This window comes from Thiocapsa sp. UBA6158 (genome assembly GCF_002423035.1).
Classification (GTDB): domain Bacteria; phylum Pseudomonadota; class Gammaproteobacteria; order Chromatiales; family Chromatiaceae; genus Thiocapsa.
In genome coordinates this window covers 1-12,971 of the sequence record NZ_DIUM01000066.1, presented here as the reverse complement: position 1 = coordinate 12,971, position 12,971 = coordinate 1, and the positions used below count along the sequence as shown (strand labels likewise).

At 64.6% G+C, this 12,971-nt stretch carries 14 protein-coding genes; 10 read left to right on the top strand and 4 right to left on the bottom strand.

Features of this window, described 5'->3' with window-relative positions; translation table 11 throughout:
- Window positions 1–25 precede the first annotated feature (25 nt).
- Complete coding sequence (locus B4N44_RS09470; RefSeq protein WP_296699865.1) at window positions 26–1,492, top strand: glycosyl hydrolase family 57; 1,467 nt, start codon at window positions 26–28, stop codon at window positions 1,490–1,492.
- 25 nt (window positions 1,493–1,517) lie between these two features.
- Window positions 1,518–1,922 (top strand): DUF2750 domain-containing protein, encoded by a 405-nt coding sequence (locus B4N44_RS09465; protein ID WP_296699864.1) that lies wholly within the window; start codon window positions 1,518–1,520, stop codon window positions 1,920–1,922.
- 69 nt (window positions 1,923–1,991) lie between these two features.
- On the opposite strand, the gene B4N44_RS09460 is transcribed toward B4N44_RS09465, so the two are convergent.
- On the bottom strand, window positions 1,992–3,461 hold the full coding sequence (locus B4N44_RS09460) for a 2Fe-2S iron-sulfur cluster-binding protein (protein WP_296699861.1): 1,470 nt from the start codon (window positions 3,459–3,461) through the stop codon (window positions 1,992–1,994).
- Between the two features lie 174 nt (window positions 3,462–3,635).
- On the opposite strand from B4N44_RS09460, the gene B4N44_RS09455 reads away from it, so the two are divergent.
- Window positions 3,636–3,962: a DUF1244 domain-containing protein gene (locus B4N44_RS09455; RefSeq protein WP_296699858.1), complete on the top strand. Its 327-nt coding sequence runs from the start codon at window positions 3,636–3,638 to the stop codon at window positions 3,960–3,962.
- A 78-nt stretch (window positions 3,963–4,040) separates the two neighbouring features.
- Here B4N44_RS09455 and B4N44_RS09450 read toward each other — a convergent pair whose 3' ends face one another.
- Window positions 4,041–4,535, bottom strand: coding sequence for a DUF302 domain-containing protein (locus B4N44_RS09450; protein ID WP_296699855.1), 495 nt, complete (start codon window positions 4,533–4,535; stop codon window positions 4,041–4,043).
- 37 nt (window positions 4,536–4,572) lie between these two features.
- Entirely contained in the window at window positions 4,573–4,854 is a 282-nt protein-coding gene (locus B4N44_RS09445; RefSeq protein ID WP_296699853.1) for a cupin domain-containing protein, read from the bottom strand.
- 196 nt (window positions 4,855–5,050) lie between these two features.
- Here B4N44_RS09445 and B4N44_RS09440 point away from each other — a divergent pair, with 196 nt between their 5' ends.
- From B4N44_RS09440 to B4N44_RS09415, 6 genes are all read left to right on the top strand, one after another.
- Entirely contained in the window at window positions 5,051–5,560 is a 510-nt protein-coding gene (locus B4N44_RS09440; protein WP_296699850.1) for a CinA family protein, read from the top strand.
- Window positions 5,553–6,065, top strand: a complete 513-nt coding sequence (thpR, locus tag B4N44_RS09435; protein WP_296699847.1) for an RNA 2',3'-cyclic phosphodiesterase — start codon at window positions 5,553–5,555, stop codon at window positions 6,063–6,065. The genes B4N44_RS09440 and thpR overlap by 8 nt, the downstream gene beginning before the upstream one ends.
- A gap of 328 nt (window positions 6,066–6,393) precedes the next feature.
- Window positions 6,394–7,455, top strand: a complete 1,062-nt coding sequence (recA, locus tag B4N44_RS09430; protein WP_296699845.1) for a recombinase RecA — start codon at window positions 6,394–6,396, stop codon at window positions 7,453–7,455.
- Between the two features lie 21 nt (window positions 7,456–7,476).
- Window positions 7,477–7,932 (top strand): regulatory protein RecX, encoded by a 456-nt coding sequence (locus tag B4N44_RS09425; protein ID WP_296699844.1) that lies wholly within the window; start codon window positions 7,477–7,479, stop codon window positions 7,930–7,932.
- A 52-nt stretch (window positions 7,933–7,984) separates the two neighbouring features.
- Window positions 7,985–10,588 carry an alanine--tRNA ligase gene (alaS, locus tag B4N44_RS09420; protein ID WP_296699997.1) on the top strand — a complete coding sequence of 868 codons (2,604 nt, stop codon included), beginning with the start codon at window positions 7,985–7,987 and terminating at the stop codon, window positions 10,586–10,588.
- Between the two features lie 8 nt (window positions 10,589–10,596).
- On the top strand, window positions 10,597–10,914 hold the full coding sequence (locus tag B4N44_RS09415) for a hypothetical protein (protein ID WP_296699841.1): 318 nt from the start codon (window positions 10,597–10,599) through the stop codon (window positions 10,912–10,914).
- A gap of 269 nt (window positions 10,915–11,183) precedes the next feature.
- Here B4N44_RS09415 and B4N44_RS09410 read toward each other — a convergent pair whose 3' ends face one another.
- Window positions 11,184–11,828: a glutathione S-transferase family protein gene (locus B4N44_RS09410; RefSeq protein WP_296699839.1), complete on the bottom strand. Its 645-nt coding sequence runs from the start codon at window positions 11,826–11,828 to the stop codon at window positions 11,184–11,186.
- A gap of 258 nt (window positions 11,829–12,086) precedes the next feature.
- Between B4N44_RS09410 and B4N44_RS09405 the strand changes: the two genes are divergently transcribed.
- Window positions 12,087–12,971 (top strand): lyase family protein (locus tag B4N44_RS09405; RefSeq protein WP_296699837.1); only part of this gene is annotated, 885 nt, incomplete at its 3' end.

Sequence of the window (12,971 nt, the reverse complement as noted above, 5' to 3'; positions counted from 1 at the left end):
AGCCACACTTCTCAAGGAGTCCAGCGTGAAACCGCTACCCGAGTACGTCGATGACCTTCCGAATATCTGCGGCCATGAATCGGAGGTGGAGGCCGTCGTTGCCGAAGCGCGCACGCGTACTCTGTTCGCCGATCGCGGCGGCATCGATTTCAGCTCCATCCGCTCGGCAACCACCATCGCGCTGCATCAGCATCAGCCCCTGATCCCGGCCGGCGGCGGGGATCTGCGCAGCGCCGCCCTGATCAGCAACCTCCAATACATGATGGAGAACCAGCACATCGGGGACAATTACAACGCCCCGGCCTTCGTCTGGTGCTACAAGCGGATGGGGGAGTTCATCCCGCAGTTGATCAACGAGGGCAAGTCGCCGCGCTGCATGCTCGAATACTCGGGCACCCTGCTGCACGGTCTGCGCAAGATGGGCGAGCATCATGTGATCGATGCGCTCAAGGGCATGACCTGCAACCCGGACTACAACTGGGCCGTGGAGTGGCTCGGCATGCCCTGGGGCCATGCGGTCGCGCCCTCTACGCCGGTGCAGGATTTCCGTCTGCACGTGAAGGCGTTCCAGCATCACTTCGCCGCCATCTTCGGATGGGAGGCGTTGGAGCGGATGCGCGGCTTCTCGCCTTCGGAGATGGCCCTGCCGAACCATCCCGACGTGGCTTACGCCTTCGTCAAGACGCTCCTGGATTGCGGTTTTCAATGGGTCCTGGTGCAGGAGCACACGGTCCAGCAGGTCGACACCGGGCGGAATCCGCAGCAGCCGCACATCCCGCATCGTCTGGTCGTCACCAACTCGCACGGCGAGACCGCGAGCATCATCGCCATCGTCAAGACGCAGGGCTCCGACACCAAGCTGGTCGCCCAGATGCAGCCCTGGTACGAGGCGCAAGGGCTGCAGCGCGTCGCGCTCGCCGGTCAGTCGATCCCGCCGCTGGTCACCCAGATCGCCGACGGCGAGAACGGCGGCGTCATGATGAACGAGTTCCCGGGCAAGTTCATGGAGGTCGTCGCCGCCTCGAGCCACACCGACACGCCCATGATGAACGGGAGCGAATATCTGGAGCATCTGTTCGCGCTCGGGATCAAGGAGTCCGATCTGCCCGAGGTCCAGCCCCTGTTTCACGATCGCATCTGGGCGCGCATCCAGCCGGGCGACGGACCGGAGAAGCTGGAAAAGGCGATCGCCGAACTCAAGCAGGAAGACGGCCGATTCCACATGGAAGGCGGCAGTTGGACATCCGATCTGTCCTGGGTGAAGGGCTACGACGACGTGCTGGGCCCGATGGAGGAGGCGAGCGCCAACTTCAACCAAAAGGTCCTGATCCCCGACGTCGCTACCAACGACCCGCGCTATCGCAATGCGCTCTTCCATCTGATGGCCTCTCAAACGAGCTGCTATCGCTACTGGGGGCAGGGCCTTTGGACCGACTACGGGCGCGAGATCTGCCGACGGGTCAATGCGATCCTCGAGCAGGATTTCGGCTGACAACACTTTGGGAAACGACCTTGCAATGAACGCATTACCGAACGCAGAGGATCTCTCGGGCAGTTTCGACCTGCCGGGTGAAGAGCGCTATATCGCGTTTCTTGCACGGGTCACACAACAGGGCCAGGTCTGGACCTTGAAGGGAGATGATGGTTTTATCGCCTTCTCCGACGATGACGGGCGGGAGTGTTTTCCCTTCTGGCCCGATGCGGCATGTGCCACGGCGCTGGCGACACGGGAATGGGCCGATTGTCGTGCCGAGCCGCTGGCGCTCGACGTCTTCATGACCCGCTGGTTGACCGGTATGGCGAAGGACGGCCGGATGGTTGCCGTCTTTCCCGCGCCGGACGGTTCGGGCGTGGTGATCGAGCCCTTGACCTTGCTCGACGATCTCCGGGAGGAGGGTGAACAGGGAGAACAGGGCGATTGACGTGACTCTATTGACGGGAGGATCCGAGGCCGGATACCGGGTTTTATCGGACCTCGGAGCCGGCGCGGTTTAGGTCTCGGTGATCTCGCAAGCGATCCGGTCATCGGCAATTCCTTCGCTGCGGAGCAGTTCCGTCAGCCGATTGATGGGCGCTTCCTGACCGGCCAGATAGAAACGCAGTCTGCGCAGATCCGGGTGATCGGCGCGGATCACCGCAAAGACATCTTCCGCCCGGCCGCTCATCAGGGGAGTCAGTTGGAAGTTGTCCAGCGCGTCCGTGAGCGCGCGGCCCCAACGTCCCTGATAGTGCCCCTCCGGATACTGCGTATCCCAGTAGAGGTGGAAGGACTCGATCACATCGATCGAGACGGCGTGCTCGATCAGGCTCTTCACAGGCGCAATGCCGTCTCCGAAGGCGATGAAAACCGCGGGCTCCGGCGCGTCCTCGGTCAAGACGAACCCACCGTAAGGCCCCTCGACCGTGATCAGATGGCCGGGGCGCAGTGGTTTGAAGACCGCCTCGGAGAAGGCATCGGCGCCGCGTCTGACGTAAAACCAGAGGTTTCGGGCGTTGCAGGGACAGCTCGCGATCGGCAGCTCGCGACTCGCGCCGTCTTCGAGCGTGAGTCGCACGCGCTGGCCCGACATGAAGCGCAGCGTCTGGGTCCGCGGGGTCTGGACGTTGAGCGAGACGAGATCCTCGGAGATGTGCTCGAGCTTGCGTAGACTGGCTCGAATCTCCTGATGCGGGAGATCGGCGACCGAAAGGGCCTCGGCCGCCTCGATGACGACGTCGGTCACCGCCGTATGCGAGCAGGTCAAGAGGTAGCCCATCGCCTTCTCGCGCTCGCTCAAGACATAGTCGTGCTCGCGGATCTTCCGCGTTTCCCCGCTGATCAAGCGCGCCTTGCAGGCCCCGCAATTACCGCTCGCACAACCGTAATTGAGGTTGATCCCGGCCCGCACCGAGGCGTCGAGAATCGACTCGTTGCCCTCGACGAAGTAGTCGTGACCGCTTGGAATGAGCTTGACGTTGGCTGCCATGATGCGAAGAAAGGTATCTTTGGCGAAGAGTTGTGCGCGTTCGTCGTTCAAGGTGTCCGTGTCCAGCGTCGCGCGTGCCGCCCGGAGCCAATCGCATGTTTCGCGAGCCTTGATCCGAGCCGTTTCCGGGGGTAAGTCCGCGAGCGACTCCAGGCGAACGCCGACCTGATCCAAAAGGTCCTCGGCGGCACTCAAAGCGGACATGCGCTCGACGAGCGTCTTGCTCATCGCGCGCAGTCGTGCAACCAGAACCTGCGGGCTGGGCAGCACAGCGTCGTGCCCCTCGGTCTTGGGAAGCGCATCGCTTTTGATGCGCTCGACCCGCTCGAGCGCAGCGTCGTCCGCGAGACTCACCGCCGGAAAGGCGCGCAGGAGATCGCCGACGGCGACCGAGCCCTCGAAGGTGGCGATCTCGCCGCGTCTGATACGCCGCTGCAGCTCCGCGCGGGTAACGCCCGCGAGGCGTGCGGCGCGGGATAGGCTCAGGTAGTCCATGGGCGTGAGGTCTCCGTTCCGGCCGGCGGGTCGGGTTGTCGTACGCAAGGTGTTTGCTCGGGTCGAACGCGCAAAACCTCCGCGTCATCCCGATATCATCCGGTGCCGAGTATCCGCGCCTCCCGGTGCGACTTCAATCCATCGGCTCAACCCGCCTTTCGAAGGAGAGATGACGTGGACGACAACACCAAGGCACAGATCGAAGCCGCCGCATTCCGTGGTTTGGTCGAGCACCTGCAACGCCGCACCGACGTGCAGAACATCGACCTCATGAACCTGGCCGGTTTCTGCCGAAACTGCCTGTCGAAGTGGTACATGAACGCCGCTGCCGAGCGCGGCGTCGAGATGTCCTACGACCAAGCACGCGAGGCGATTTACGGCATGCCCTACGCGGACTGGAAGACCCGCTATCAGCAAGAGGCGACTGCGGATCAGGCGCGTCTGTTCGAGGAGACTCAGCCGTTGCACGCCTTCGTGAGCGGCCATGGCGGCAGGTCTTAAACCGCGTCCCCGCCAAAGGCCGTGGATGCGCCAAAGGTCGAGCTCACTCGGAAGTGAGCCTCTCGCTCCGGACGCGGTTTAGAGGTCGCCGGTGGCGCCTGCGGTCATAATCTCTTCGATCGTATCGCGCACCTCGATCGCATTCTCCATCAGATTCGGCGGCAGGCCGGCCATCTCGATGACCTTGTTCAGATCGAGCGTCGTCAGCCATGCCTTGCCTTCCTGATCCTCGATCAGGGTGATTCGACAGGGCAGGTATGCGGAGAAGTCGATGTTTTCCTTGATCATCTCATTGGCGATCCGAGCATCGCAGAACTGGAAGATCTCGATGCGCTTGGTCTCCACACCCATCGACTCCAGCTCCTTGTAGAGCGGCAGGTGAGCGACGAGTTTGAAGTTCAGCGTGTTGGCCCGAAGCTTCATGGATTCGACGGCGTCATCCATCGAAACATCCTCGGCCAGCGGCATCTTGAGCACGGTATCGGCGATCGTCATGCTTTCGGCATGCGTCTGAGTGGCGAGGAAGGTCAAGGGCAGAAGGGCGATCAGCAGTGACAGCAGAATCTTTCTCATTGTCGTCTCTCTCCGGTTGTGTTTTTGTATTGTGGGTTTAGTCGAATCGGTAGTGCTTCTCGACCGGCTCGACGACCTCCCAGGTGCATTCCATGCCGGCGGGGAAGGTGATGAGGTCGCCGCGGCCGAATGTCTGGGGCACGCCGCCGGTCGGGGTGACATGAAAGCGCCCGCGCACCACATAGCAGGTCTCGGCACGATCGTAACGCCAGGGAAAGGTCGAGGGCTCTTTTTTCCAGATCGCCCAGTCCTCGACGCCGAGAACGTCCAGCTTGGCGGGTGAGGGCTTATGCTCGCAGTAAATCTGAAGGTCGGTCATCCATCGGCTCCGGGGTCGGCCGCCGCGATCGGCGGGTCTGGCTTTGATGGCTCGGCATTCTGGAGCTAATCCGTTGGATTTTCCACCCGAGAGGCCGGCTGAAGGGACGCTTACGAGCTGCGGGGCCCGGGAGAGTGATCCATCGGTACGCCTGAAAAACTTTGCGTCCTCTGCGCCTTTGCGGTTTGATTCCACGATGAACGACACTGAATCCCCCCGCGAGCGAGAGCCGAGCGCAGCCCTGCTTGCCGAGCTGATGCTGCGCGCGGGTCTGCGGCTTGTGGTTGCGGAGTCCTGCACCGGCGGCTGGTTGGCGAAGGTCGTCACGGATCTCGCCGGGAGCAGCGCTTGGCTCGATCGTGGTTTCGTCACCTACAGCAACGCGGCTAAGCAGGAGATGCTCGGCGTGCGTGCCGAGACGCTTGCCGCTCGGGGTGCCGTGAGCGAGGCGGTGGTTGCGGAGATGGCGATGGGCGCCTTGAGTCGCAGCCAAGCGCAAGTCGCCGTCGCCATCAGCGGTGTGGCCGGACCCGGCGGGGGAAGTCCCGAGAAACCGGTCGGGACCGTCTGTCTGGCCTGGGCCTGGCCCAAGGGGCGGGTCGAGACCCGGCGTTTCCACTTCGACGGCGATCGCGATGACGTGCGGCGTTGCTCGGTGCAGGCGGCGATCGACGGCTTGGTCGAGCGGCTCGGCGACCTTGTCTGAACGCTGGTTTTTTGCACTGTGGCCCGATGAGGCGGTCCGCGACGCCGTGGCTGCCCGGATCCCCGCGCTCCTGCCCGTCGGCGCACGGGCAACCCATCCGAGCGACCTTCATCTGACGCTTGCCTTCCTCGGCCCGCTCGCGCCCGATGTGCTCGCTTGTGCGGAGCAGGCCGCGGATCGGATCCGTGCCGCCGCATTCGATCTGGAGATCGATCGGGTCGGTCATTTTGCGCGGGCGCGCGTGCTTTGGTGCGCGCCTGCATCGCCGCCCGAGGCATTGCCGGCGCTCGCCGCGGATCTTCGGGAGCGGCTCTCGACCTGCGGTCTCGCCGCCGATCCGCGTCCGTATCGTCCGCATATCACACTCGCACGCAAGGCCGCGGCGGCGCCGAGATCGGACTGGCCGACGCCGATTCGTTGGTCGGCCCGCGAGCTTGTGCTGGCCGCCGGATACGGCGGTCCCGGGCCGCGTTATCGGGTACGTCGTCGCTGGACGTTGATCTAAACCGCGTCCAGAGCGAGATGCTCGTTTTCGAGTGAGCTCGACGTTTGGTGCATCCATGGACCCTAGGCGGGGACGCGGTTTGAAATAATATATTTTTTAATATGTTAAACCGCGCCGACTCCAACGCTCGTCAAGCCTGTCGAGGTCGATCCCATTTGGCATGCCTGTGACGTTTTCCGATTCGCTATGCGATAATCCGCGAGCCGCGGCGTGGGGCTACGGGTGTCTTGTCGGACACCCGGGCGCTCGCCGGCCACGTCGGATCCAAACGTTGCAGAGCAAGCCCCCCTTACGAACGATCAAACCGATCAGGTTCAACGGAGACCCAATGGACGACAACCGCAAAAAGGCACTGGCCGCCGCGCTGACCCAGATCGAAAAACAGTTCGGCAAGGGCTCGGTGATGCGCATGGGCGACACCGGCGTCATTCGCGAGGTGGAGGCCATCTCGACCGGCTCGCTCGGCCTGGATCTCGCGCTCGGGATCGGCGGCGTGCCCAAGGGTCGCGTGGTCGAGATCTACGGGCCCGAATCCTCCGGCAAGACCACCCTGACGCTGCACATCATCGCCGAGGCGCAAAAGGCCGGCGGCACGGCGGCCTTCGTGGATGCCGAGCATGCCCTGGACCCCGGATACGCCGAGAAACTCGGCGTGAATATGAACGACCTGCTGGTCTCCCAGCCCGACACCGGCGAGCAGGCGCTCGAGATCACCGACATGCTGGTGCGCTCCGGCGCGGTCGATGTCGTGGTTGTCGACTCGGTCGCGGCATTGACCCCGAAGGCCGAGATCGAGGGCGAGATGGGCGACTCCCACGTGGGTCTGCAGGCGCGCCTCATGTCCCAGGCCCTGCGCAAGCTCACCGGCAACATCAAGCGCTCCAACTGCCTGGTCATCTTCATCAATCAGATCCGGATGAAGATCGGCGTCATGTTCGGCTCGCCCGAGACCACGACCGGCGGCAACGCACTCAAGTTCTACGCCTCGGTGCGGCTGGATATCCGGCGCATCGGCAGCATCAAGAAGGGCGACGAGGTCATCGGCAACGAGACCAAGGTCAAGGTCGTCAAGAACAAGGTCGCGCCGCCCTTCAGACAGGCCGAGTTCGACATCCTCTACGGCCAAGGCATCTCGCGCGAAGGCGAGATCATCAGCCTGGGCGTGAATGAGGGCTTCATCGAGAAGTCCGGTGCCTGGTACAGCTACGAGGGCAATCGCATCGGGCAGGGCAAGGACAATGCGCGGGTCTTCCTGTGCGAGAACCCCGAGATCGCACGGGCGATCGAGGCGAAGATTCGCGACAAGCTTCTACCCAAGATCGGCGAACCCTTGCCCGGCGCCTCACCGCTCGCCGATGCCCCGCTCGCCGAAGACCCGGCGGAGATCTAGGCCGAAGCCCCTCGTCGAGCGATGGACGAACCCGACCCCGCGGCGCAGATCGCCGATCGAGCCCGTCGGCTGCTGGCCGCCCGCGAGCATTCGCGCGCGGAGCTTCTGCGCAAGCTCCGCGCGCGCGGCTTCGACGACGCAGGGATCGCGCAGGCGCTTGACCGGCTGGTTGCCGAAGGCGCGCTCGATGAAGAGCGTATGGTCGAGCAGTATGTTGCCGAGCGCGCCGCCAAAGGGTTCGGCCCCCTGCGCATCCGCGCCGAGTTGTATGACAAGGGCCTTCCCGATACCCTCGTCGACCCTCATCTCGACGCCATGCGGGATGATTGGGTCGCCTATATGGCAGAAATCTACGATCGCCGATTCGGCAGCAAGCCGCCGCCCGACCGGGCCGAGTACGCCCGACGCGGTCGGTTCCTCGAGCAACGTGGATTTCCCCCCGAGATGATCCGCCGCTTCCTGCGCTGGCCCGAGTGACCGGCCGGCGTCCGCAGTCCAACCGAGCATACCCATGACCACCAGCACCAGTATCCGCACCAGCGCTGAGCTTCGAGCGAGTTTTCTCGACTATTTCGCGCAACGCGATCACGAACCCGTGCCGTCCAGCCCACTGGTGCCGGGCAACGACCCGACCCTGCTCTTCACCAATGCCGGGATGGTGCAGTTCAAGGAGGTCTTTCTCGGGCGCGAACGTCGCGCCTACAACCGCGCGGTCAGCTCGCAGCGTTGCGTGCGCGCCGGCGGCAAGCACAACGATCTGGAGAACGTCGGCTACACCGCGCGGCATCACACCTTCTTCGAGATGCTCGGCAACTTCAGCTTCGGGGACTATTTCAAGCGCGAGGCGATCGAGTATGCCTGGGACTATCTGACCCGCGTCCTGGCCCTGCCGCCCGAGCGGCTCTGGATTACCGTTTACACCGAAGACGACGAAGCAGCCGACATCTGGCTGAAGGAGATCGGCGCCGACGCCTCGCGCTTCTCGCGCTGCGGGGCGAAAGACAACTTCTGGTCGATGGGCGAAACCGGACCCTGCGGCCCCTGTTCGGAAATCTTCTACGACCACGGCCCCGAGATCCCCGGCGGCCCGCCCGGCTCGCCGGACGAGGACGGCGACCGCTACGTGGAGATCTGGAATCTGGTCTTCATGCAGTACAACCGCGACGCCGAGGGCAATCTGACCCCGCTGCCGCGCCCGTCGGTCGACACCGGGATGGGTCTGGAGCGCCTTGCCGCCGTCATGCAGGGCGTGCACAGCAACTACGAGATCGATCTGTTCGTGCGTCTCATCGACGCGGCGGCACGCTTCACCGGCTGCGCGGATCGCGAGAACAAATCGCTGCGTGTCATCGCCGACCACATCCGCTCGGCCGCCTTTCTGATCACCGACGGGGTGACGCCCGGCAACGAGGGCAGGGGCTATGTCCTGCGTCGCATCATGCGTCGGGCCATCCGACATGGCTACCAGCTCGGTTGCACCGCGCCATTTTTCCATCGGCTGGTGTCGCCGCTGGTCGCCGAGATGGGAGCGGCCTACCCCGAGCTGGTCGCCGCTCGTGAGCATGTGGAGCGCATCATCCTGCTCGAAGAAGAGCGCTTTGCCGAGACCCTCGAGCACGGTCTGCGCCTGCTCGACGAGGCCATCGCGGGTCTGGCCGATGTGCAGATCCCGGGCGAGACCGTCTTCAAGCTCTATGATACCTATGGCTTTCCGACCGACCTGACGGCCGACATTGCACGCGAGCGCGGTCTGACCCTCGACATGGACGGCTTCGAGCAGGCGATGGCGCAGCAGCGCGAGCGCGCACGCGCCGCCAGCCATTTCGGCGGCGCGGCCACTCTCGAGATCGATGTCCAGGGCGAGACCGAGTTTTGTGGCTACGAGCGGCTGCAAGAGGAGGCAACCGTGGTCGCCATCTACTCCGCCGATGGCTCGCGCGATCAGCTCGCCGCAGGCGAGGAAGGTCTGGTCGTCCTGGATCTCACGCCCTTCTATGCGGAGTCCGGCGGCCAAGTCGGGGATCGCGGTTGGCTCGTCGGCGAGGGCGGCCGGTTCGAAGTGCTGGATGCCCAGAAGAAAGGCGAGGGCGCCGTTTGTCATCTCGGGCGTGTCGGCGAGGGTGTCCTGGCGGTCGGCGATCGGGTCGATGCGCGCGTCGACGGCGAGCGTCGGCGCGCCACCGCGCTGAACCACTCCGCGACCCACCTGCTGCACGCGGCCTTGCGTCAAGTCTTGGGCGAGCATGTGCAGCAGAAGGGCTCGCTCGTCGGTCCGGAGCGACTGCGCTTTGATTTTTCGCACTACGAGGCAGTCTCGCGCGAGCAGCTGCTCGAGATCGAGCGGATGGTCAACCGCGAGGTCCGCGAGAATCATCTCGTCGAGACCCGTATCATGAGCCTCGACGATGCCAAGGCGTCCGGAGCCATGGCACTCTTCGGCGAGAAATACTCCGAGCAGGTGCGCGTGCTGCGCATGGGTGACTTCTCCACCGAGCTGTGCGGCGGCACCCACGTCAAAGCGGTCGGCGATATCGGCCTGGTCAAGGTCGTCGGCGAGAACGGCATCGCCTCCGGTGTGCGGCGAATCGAGGCCGTGACCGGTGCGACCGCACTCGATTGGATCGAGGCCGACGAGGATCGACTCATTCGCCTTGCCGGACTCCTCAAGGGCGGACGCGACGACATCGATCAGCGGGTCGTTGCGCTGCTCGAGCGCAGCCGTCGGCTCGAAAAGGAGCTCGAGCAGCTCAAGGCCAAACTCGCCAGCTCCGCCGGTCAGGATTTGGCGTCTCAGGCGATCCTGATCGAGGGCATCAAGGTGCTCGCCGCGCGCCTCGACGGGGCCGATTCAAAGGCACTGCGCGTCACGCTCGATCAGCTCAAGGACAAGCTCGGCTCGGCGGTCGTCGTCCTCGCGACCGAGGCGGACGGCAAGGTCAGCCTGATCGCCGGCGTGACGCCGGATCTGACCGCGAAGGTGAAGGCCGGCGAACTGGTCAATTTCGTGGCTGCCCAGGTCGGCGGGAAGGGCGGGGGCAAGCCGGACATGGCGCAGGCAGGCGGCACACAGCCGGAAAACCTGCCGGCAGCGCTGGCCGGCGTGGCCGCCTGGGTGAAGGGAAAGGTGGCGTGACAAGCGTAATGAAACGATCGATGCTTGTGGCGTTCGCCGCCCTGGTGGCCGCCGCAGCCTTCCTGCCCGGCGCGTCTGCGCAGGCAGGCGAGGGCACGGTGATCGAAGCGACCACGGCAGCCGGCGAGCGCGTGCAGCTGCTGCCCGACGGCCGCTGGAAGTTCATCGATCAGGCGAAGCAGGCCGAAGCGAAGAAAATCGCCGACACCTACCCCGAGAATCACCTGCGCCCCGAAGGCGCTCAAGGTGGCTGGTTCGGCACCCGCGTGCTGATGCCGGGCGACAAGGATTACAACCGCGGCACGCTCAACCCGAAGATGCGCTGAAGCCCGCTGCCTGAAAGCGGCGTTGCCTTCATCCGGTTGAAGGTTTTCATGTGAGTGCGCCACAGCCGGCCCTGCGGGCGGCGGCGGGTGCTCGCCGAAACCCCCGTGCCGCCCATTGATCGCGAAAGCGGACCTTGAAAAGGTGCAGGTGCCTGATCAATGTGCCGGATCGCGATCGATGGATCGCGCCGGCAAAAGCATCGCGTCATTCATGCCGACACGGCGACTGCGGATCGCGCTGCCGATTTTCCGCTGGAGCCAGACGACGGTCAGCGGGCGCCGGCGGAGAATACGGACAGGTCCTGGGGTCCGCCGCGCGAAATCGCCTTGCGGTAACCGGCACGTGCGCGCAGGCGCTCGACGTAGGCCTGCAGTGCCGGGTAGTCGCGCAGCCAGCCGCGGCATTCGCTGAATTCCAGTGCCCAGCCCAGGTTGATGTCGGCGCCCGAAAAGCCGGACTTCAGCAGGTAGTCCTGCTGCTTGAGCGCGTCTTCGGCGAACTGGTGGTTCTTCGCGGTTTCCACATCGAAGAAACCCATCAGGTCCGGACTGCTGCGGCCGGTCCAGGCGTCGACCAGATCGACCAGAAGGCCTGGAAACAGCGTGCCTTCGGAAAACGCCAGCCACTGCTGGTACTGCCCGTATTCCGGCGACGAAGGCTTCACGCTGAGCCGTCCGTCGGCGCAGACATTGCAGATGTATTCGATGATGGCTTCTGACTCGACGATCGTCTGCCCGTTGTGCTGGATCAATGGCGCCTTGCCCAGCGGGTGCACCTTCTTCAGCGAGTCGGGCGAGCGCTGGCTGTCAGGGTCGCGCGCGTGTCCGACCAGTTCGTAGTCGATGCCCAGTTCCTCGCACAGCCACACGATGCGGTGCGACCGCGAGTTGTTCAGGTGATGAACGATAAGCATGATCCTTCTCCTCTTCTGATTCATCGTTGTATGTGTCGGGCGTGATGCGTGGCGCTGCCGACGCGCACCGCAGCGATGATACGGCGCGTTGCCGGCGGCGTGGATCACGCATACGGAACCGCACATTTCCAGCATAGATGACAGCTTCGCACCATGCGTCCCTGCGCCGGGCAGGCGGATGCCGTCGCGAAGGACTAGGCTGCAAGCGAGAGGTCGCCGGACCGTGTCACGGACCGGCGTCGTACCGGAGGCCATGCCATGACACCTGCCACACGGACCGAGCACGATGCGTTCGGCGACATCGAGGTACCGGCTGCCGCCCTGTGGGGTGCGCAGACGCAGCGTTCGCTCGTCCACTTCTGCATCTCCACCGAGCGCATGCCCGACGCACTGCTGCATGCGCTGGCCCGTGTGAAGCGCTGCGCGGCCCTGGTCAATGGCGACCTGGGCCTGCTCGACGCAGCGCGTGCGGCGTCGATTGCCGCCGCCGCCGACGAGGTGCTGGCCGGCGCGCATGCCGACGCCTTTCCGCTGTCGGTCTGGCAGACCGGTTCGGGCACGCAGAGCAACATGAACATGAACGAGGTGCTGGCCAATCGGGCGTCGGAGCTGATGGGCGGTGGCCGCGGTGACGGTCGGGTCGTGCATCCGAACGATCACGTGAACCTGGGCCAGTCGTCGAACGACATTTTCCCGACTGCCATGCATGTCGCCGCTGTGCTGGCGCTCGCGCATGACCTGCTGCCCGCGTTGCGGGTACTGCGCAGCACGCTCGAAGCAAAATCCACGGCATTTGACGACATCGTGAAGATTGGCCGCACCCACTTGCAGGACGCCACGCCGCTCACGCTCGGACAGGAAATGTCGGGCTGGGTGGCGCAGCTCGCGCTGGCGGAGCAGGGCGTGCAGGCCAGTCTGGACGGGCTTCACGCGCTGGCGGTGGGCGGCACTGCGGTGGGCACCGGCCTGAACACCCACCCGGAATTCGGCCAGCGGGTCGCCGCGCTGCTCGTGCGCGATACCGGCCTGCCGTTTCGCCGTGCGCCCAATCCGTATGCCGCGCTGGCCGGACATGAGGCGCTGGTCAGCGCGCATGGTGCGCTGAAAACACTGGCCGTGGCGCTGATGAAGATCGCCAACGAC

Excerpts from the sequence above, each read along its gene's own strand:
- B4N44_RS09465 (WP_296699864.1), top strand. The coding sequence starts at position 1,518 with ATGAACGCATTACCGAACGCAGAGGATCTCTCGGGCAGTTTCGACCTG.
- B4N44_RS09460 (WP_296699861.1), bottom strand. The coding sequence starts at position 3,461 with ATGGACTACCTGAGCCTATCCCGCGCCGCACGCCTCGCGGGCGTTACC.
- B4N44_RS09450 (WP_296699855.1), bottom strand. The coding sequence starts at position 4,535 with ATGAGAAAGATTCTGCTGTCACTGCTGATCGCCCTTCTGCCCTTGACC.
- B4N44_RS09445 (WP_296699853.1), bottom strand. The coding sequence starts at position 4,854 with ATGACCGACCTTCAGATTTACTGCGAGCATAAGCCCTCACCCGCCAAG.
- B4N44_RS09440 (WP_296699850.1), top strand. The coding sequence starts at position 5,051 with ATGAACGACACTGAATCCCCCCGCGAGCGAGAGCCGAGCGCAGCCCTG.
- recA (WP_296699845.1), top strand. The coding sequence starts at position 6,394 with ATGGACGACAACCGCAAAAAGGCACTGGCCGCCGCGCTGACCCAGATC.
- B4N44_RS09425 (WP_296699844.1), top strand. The coding sequence starts at position 7,477 with ATGGACGAACCCGACCCCGCGGCGCAGATCGCCGATCGAGCCCGTCGG.
- B4N44_RS09415 (WP_296699841.1), top strand. The coding sequence starts at position 10,597 with ATGAAACGATCGATGCTTGTGGCGTTCGCCGCCCTGGTGGCCGCCGCA.
- B4N44_RS09410 (WP_296699839.1), bottom strand. The coding sequence starts at position 11,828 with ATGCTTATCGTTCATCACCTGAACAACTCGCGGTCGCACCGCATCGTG.